Below are 5,510 nucleotides of genomic sequence, written 5' to 3'. Positions count from 1 at the left end.
AGCAGCTCGGTAGCTCGCTGGGCTCATAACCCAGAGGTCGCAGGTTCAAATCCTGTCCCCGCTACTGAAGGCCGAGGGCCGGAATCCAGAAATGGGTTCCGGCCCTCGGCGTTTTGCGTCGGGGTTCCTTGTTACGAGGGGTGATCGGGTGACCGCCCTCCGCATAACAACTGACGCACCGTCAATACTTTTGGGGGTGCTGAGGTTTGGTCAACTCGCCCGATTTTCGCCGGTCGTGGGCCGTAAGTCCCGGGCAGAAAGGTTAATGATCAAGCGGAACAGCTTGGAATCGAGGCCCTGGGTCTATTAACGTTCGATAACGCAGCGCGGTCGTCCCAGCCGTCACAAGAGTCGGCTCCGTGCGCACGCGCCGAATCCCGCAAGGGAACCGGGGAACCACCAACTTGGGGTGAATCGCGCGGATACCACCGTGAACTCACGGGCGGTATACGCGCGTAGGAGACCTTCCTGCTCCGAACCCGTCAGCTAACCCGGTAGGCGAGAAGGAAGGAAAGGAGCACGCCCACGTGGCGTCCAACCGGCCTGCCCCAGAAGCCCCGTTCGTGCCGAGCCAGCGCGACAGCGAGACCTTCGGCTACGGCGAGTACCGCAACGACGAGGGCCCCTGGACGGAGTGGAACCCCACCGAGGAGTCCATCCGATCCGTACGTGGCCGGCATCGTGTCGCCAAGCAGCGTGGCGGACTCGCCCGCAGCTCCACCGTCCTCGGCGTCGGCGTCATAGCCGCTGTCGGCGCGGGCGGCATGGCCAGCGCACAGACCGGCAAGCCGCCGGTGTCGATCTCCATGCCCGACCTGCCCAACGTGGGCTCCCTCATCTCCGACGACGCGGACGCCGAGGGCTCCGCCACCGCGCTCAGCAGCGTCGGCGTGGCCTCGACCGACACCGAGCAGGGCACCGCCGACGCCGGTGAGTCGCTGCGCACCCGGATCCTGGCCCAGGCCGAGCAGCAGCAGGACCAGATCGAGAGCAAGGCCGCCGCCGACGCCGTGGCCGCCGCCGAGAAGCAGGCCGTCGAAGCGGCCGCCAAGGCGGAGAAGGAGGCCAAGGCCAAGGCCGCCGCCGCCAAGCAGAAGGCGGAGGAGGAGGCCGAGAAGAAGGCCGAGGCCGCGCGACTGGCCGAGCTGGCCAAGCAGTTCGCGCTGCCGACCTCCTCGTACACCATCACCTCCACCTTCGGTCAGGCCGGTTCTCTCTGGTCGTCCGGTTACCACACCGGTCTCGACTTCGCCGCGCCCACGGGCACCCTCATCAAGGCCGTCCACACCGGCACGATCACGCAGGCCGGCTGGGACGGGTCGTACGGCTACAAGACCGTGCTCACCCTCGATGACGGCACCGAGGTCTGGTACGCCCACCAGTCCTCGATCAGCGTCAGCGTCGGCCAGAAGGTCAACACCGGGGACGTCATCGGGCGCGTGGGTGCCACGGGGAACGTGACCGGGGCGCATCTGCACCTCGAGGTCCATTCCGGCGGTGCCGGCAGCGGCATCGACCCGATGGCCTGGCTGCGGAGCAAGGGCCTCAACCCCTGACGCCTGTCTTGTGCTGAACACCGGTGGCCCTGACCGACGTCAGGGCTGCCGGTCAGGCGTTTGCGGAGTTTTTGCCGGGGTCATGGAATGGCGGGTTCCGGCACGGTCGTTGACCCAGGGCATGACCTCTTCTTCTCCTTCGCTTCGCAAGCTCGGCTCCTCCGACCTGGAGGTCTTCCCGCTCTCCCTCGGCGGCAACGTCTTCGGCTGGACCGCCGACGAGGCGGCCTCCTTCGCCGTCCTCGACGCCTACACCGCCGCGGGCGGCAACTTCCTCGACACCGCCGACTCCTACTCGCAGTGGGTCGAGGGCAACCAGGGCGGCGAGTCCGAGACCGTCATCGGCAAGTGGGTCAAGGCGCGGGGCAACCGTGCGGACGTGGTGATCGCGACCAAGGTGAGCCAGCACCACGAGCACCCGGGCCTGACCGCCGCCAACATCAAGGCCGCCGCCGACGCGTCCCTGCGCCGCCTCGACACCGACTACCTCGACCTCTACTACACCCACTTCGACAAGCCCGAAGTGCCGGTGGAGGAGATCATCGGCGCGCTCGACGAGCTGGTGAAGGCGGGCAAGGTGCGGCACATCGCCGCCTCCAACATCTCCCCGGAGCGGCTCGAGGCGTCCCTCGCCTTCTCCGAGCGGGAAGGCCTGGCGCGCTATGTGGCGCTCCAGCCCCAGTACAACCTGGTCTCGCGCGACACGTACGAGGGCGAACTCCAGGACCTGGCCGAGCGCTCCGGCCTGGCGGCCGTCCCGTACTCCGCCCTCGCCTCCGGCTTCCTCACCGGCAAGTACCGGCCCGGCACGACGGTCGACAGCCCGCGAGCGGGTGGCGCCGCTCAGCATCTCGACACCGAGCGTGGTCAGCAGGTCCTCACCGCCCTCGACGAGATCGCCCAGTCTCATGAGGTCCCCGTCGCCACGGTCGCCCTGGCCTGGCTGGCGGCCCAGCCGACCGTGGCGGCACCGATCGCCTCCGCGCGTACGGTCGAGCAGTTGCCGGCGCTGGTGGGCGTGGGGGAGCTCGACCTGACCGAGCAGGAGGTCGCGCGGCTGACGGAGGCGTCGGCCTGACGCCCGATCTTCGGGCGGCCGCTGCTTCGTGGTCTCCGGATGGTCCGGGGGCGCCCGGTGGTGTCGGACGTTCCGCGCTGCCCGTCGGCTACGTCCGACACGGGTTGTACGGCTACGTCCGATATGGGTTGTACGGCTACGTCCGATACGGGTTGTAGGCGGTGTAGGCGGTGTAGGCGGGATACGGGACCGCCGGATACGCGGGTGCCGCCGGATACCCGTACACCCCGTACACCGGCCACGGAGGCGCGGTCACCGCCACCGGTGGTGCCGTCGCCCGGGCCGCGTGGTCCAGCGCGGGACGGGCCACGTCCCGACGCCACCACAGCTCGGCCAGCAACTCCCGTTCCCGTGCGACGAAGTCGGCCTCCGCCCGCCCATGGCGCCCCCGATGCCGTAGGAACGCCAGCGAGGTCGCGTACGCCTCGTACTCGGCCACCGCCCGCGCGGCGGGCCGCCCGAAGCGCTCCCGGGCGTACTCGCGGGCCAGCCGCCGTGCCCGCATCGAGCCGAGCGCGTACGGCTCGGACGGCGTCAGCCAGCCCGCCACCGTGTACGCGGGCAGCTCTTCGCGCACGGTCTTCAGCTCACGCTGCCGGGTCCAGATGACGAGCCAGGTCAGCAGCCCGAACGCCGGCACCATGAACGCCGCGTAGACCGCGAAGAAGCCGTACTCGCCGAACGTCGACGAGCCGTTCCAGATCGCGTGCATGCCCATCGCGAGCAGCAGCCCGGACAGCGGCAGCAGGACGCGCCGCAGGTGGTGGCGCTGCGCCGAGAGTGCGGAGATGCCGAAGCCGATGCCGGTGAGGACGGTGAAGAGGGGATGGGCGAACGGCGACATGATGACGCGTACGAAGAAGGTCGCCGCGGTGACGGAGGCGATGCCGGTGTCGCCGGTGAGCTGGTCGGTGCCGAAGGCGGTACCGAGGTAGAGGATGTTCTCGGTGAACGCGAACCCGGTGGCGGTGACCCCGGCGATCACCACGCCGTCGACGATCCCGGTGAAGTCGCGTCGCCGGAAGAGGAAGACGAGCAGGACGGCCGCGGCCTTGGCCACTTCCTCCACCACGGGTGCTATGACGGTCGCGCCGAGCGTGTCCGCGCTGGACGGGTCCGCGGTGGCCGTCGCTATCCATCTCGTCGCGAAGCTGTTGGCGATGATCGCTATCAGGGCAGCCGCGCAGGCCCCCCAGGCGAAGGAGAACAGCAGGTTGCGCCAGGGGCCCGGCTCGACCCGGTCGAGCCACCGGAAGGCGGCTATGAGCAGCGGGACGGGCAGTACGGCGAGCCCGAGGCCGACCAGGAATCCTTCCGTGCCGGTCTGTTCGCGGACCAGGGCGAGGATGACGAGCCCGGAGAGCGCGAGCAGGGTGCTCAGTGCTCCGTAACGCACCCACTTCTTCTGCCACCAGTGCGCGTGCCGCAGTGATCCGCCGGTCGGATCACTGGTTTGCGTCGGGTACGGAGGAACGGTGGCCACGGCATTGACCCTAACGAGGCAGAGGCGCCGCCCGCAGGAGGGCGAGGGGGGTTCAGGCGCCGGTGGGGGGCTGGTCCTTGTGCGCTATGACGTGCTCTACGCGTCGGAAGAGCAGGTCGTTCACGACATGACCCTTCTCCAGTCCCTGGCCCTCGAAACGAGTCAGCGGCCGGAACTCCGGACGCGGCGCAAAACCGCCCCCTGGCTGCGTGTTCTCGAAACCGGGGTGCGCCGTCAGCACCTCGAGCATCTGCTCCGCGTACGGCTCCCAGTCCGTCGCGCAGTGCACGAGCGCCCCCGGTCCGAGCCGGGTCACGGCAAGATCGAGGAACTCTGGCTGGATCAGCCGCCGCTTGTGGTGCCGCTTCTTGGGCCAGGGGTCGGGGAAGTACACGCGCAGACCGGCGAGGGAGTCGGGGGTGAGCATCTCGCGCAGCAGGATGATCGCGTCGCCGTTGCCGACGCGAATGTTGGTCAGGCCGTTCTGGTCGGCGAGATTGAGCAGATTCCCCTGCCCCGGAGTGTGTACGTCGACGGCGAGGATGTTGGTGTCCGGGTCGGCGCCGGCCATCTGTGCCGTGGCTTCCCCCATCCCGAACCCGATCTCCAGAACGACGGGGTTCGCGTTCCCGAACAGTTCGGTGAGATCGATGACGCGCTGCCCGTCGATGTCGAGGCCCCACGAGGGCCACAGCCGCTGCAACGCGTCCGCCTGCCCCGCCGTCACCCGACTCCGCCGAGGCTGGAAACTCCGAATCCGCCGCTCGAAGTGCGACCCCGCCGGATCAGCGCTCGGCCCGTCGGGAAACCGAGGCTCCCCCTTGGCGCGAACATGCCGGACGGACGCGCCGGGTGGGTGGGGGGTGGCCTGGCGGGCTTCGGGAACATCGAGGGACTCAGACACAGTGCGACCAATTTTACGACCCCGCCCGAACCACCCCGACGCCCCGACCCCGTGCCAGGACGCCAGGGTCCTCCCCTGGGGGCTCCGCCCCCAGACCCCCGGCCTATGCCCACCCACCACCCGACTCGCTCGGTCGAGAGGCGCGGTACCACTCCCAACCCGTCCGGCGAACACATCAAGTGCCGGTCCGCATCACTCACCCCGTCCGGCGAACACCATCAAGCGCCGGACCATCACTCAGTCCGTCCGGCGCGAACACATCGAGCGTCGGTCCGCATTACTCAGCGCGTCCGGCGAGCACATCAAGCGCCCATCTGCATCACTCAGCCCGTCCGGCGAGCACATCAAAGCGCCCATCCGTATCACTCAGCCCGTCCGGCGTTTGAGGACGAGGCCCTTCGGGCCGATGGGGGTCCGGGGGCGCAGCCCCCGGCGGGGTCGAAGGGGCGGCGCCCCTGGGGATGGGACGGGTAGGGGCGGCGGGGGCGA

At 69.3% G+C, this 5,510-nt stretch carries 4 protein-coding genes and 1 riboswitch; of the genes, 2 read left to right on the top strand and 2 right to left on the bottom strand.

The features are described from left to right. The first annotated feature begins 358 nt into the window (after nucleotides 1–358). Nucleotides 359–516, top strand: a riboswitch (cyclic di-AMP (ydaO/yuaA leader). A gap of 11 nt (nucleotides 517–527) precedes the next feature. Further along, nucleotides 528–1,556: a M23 family metallopeptidase gene (locus ACFWWR_RS48375; RefSeq protein WP_383878290.1), complete on the top strand. Its 1,029-nt coding sequence runs from the start codon at nucleotides 528–530 to the stop codon at nucleotides 1,554–1,556. Nucleotides 1,557–1,677: 121 nt separating this feature from the next. After that, nucleotides 1,678–2,634, top strand: coding sequence for an aldo/keto reductase (locus tag ACFWWR_RS48370; protein ID WP_383878292.1), 957 nt, complete (start codon nucleotides 1,678–1,680; stop codon nucleotides 2,632–2,634). 136 nt (nucleotides 2,635–2,770) lie between these two features. Here ACFWWR_RS48370 and ACFWWR_RS48365 read toward each other — a convergent pair whose 3' ends face one another. Both ACFWWR_RS48365 and trmB read right to left on the bottom strand, forming a co-directional pair. Beyond that, nucleotides 2,771–4,117 carry a PrsW family intramembrane metalloprotease gene (locus ACFWWR_RS48365; protein WP_384310753.1) on the bottom strand — a complete coding sequence of 449 codons (1,347 nt, stop codon included), beginning with the start codon at nucleotides 4,115–4,117 and terminating at the stop codon, nucleotides 2,771–2,773. Nucleotides 4,118–4,169: 52 nt separating this feature from the next. Further along, a complete protein-coding gene (trmB, locus tag ACFWWR_RS48360) occupies nucleotides 4,170–5,021 on the bottom strand; it encodes a tRNA (guanosine(46)-N7)-methyltransferase TrmB (protein WP_384310751.1) in 852 nt (283 codons plus the stop codon). Between the last annotated feature and the right edge of the window lie 489 nt (nucleotides 5,022–5,510).

This window comes from Streptomyces sp. NPDC058678 (assembly GCF_042714835.1).
Classification (GTDB): Bacteria; Actinomycetota; Actinomycetes; order Streptomycetales; family Streptomycetaceae; genus Streptomyces.
Note: the sequence above shows the minus strand (reverse complement) of the source record. Positions and strands in the feature narration are given on the sequence as shown.

Coding starts and splice junctions, on each gene's coding strand:
- ACFWWR_RS48370 (WP_383878292.1), top strand. CDS start 1,678: ATGACCTCTTCTTCTCCTTCGCTTCGCAAGCTCGGCTCCTCCGACCTG.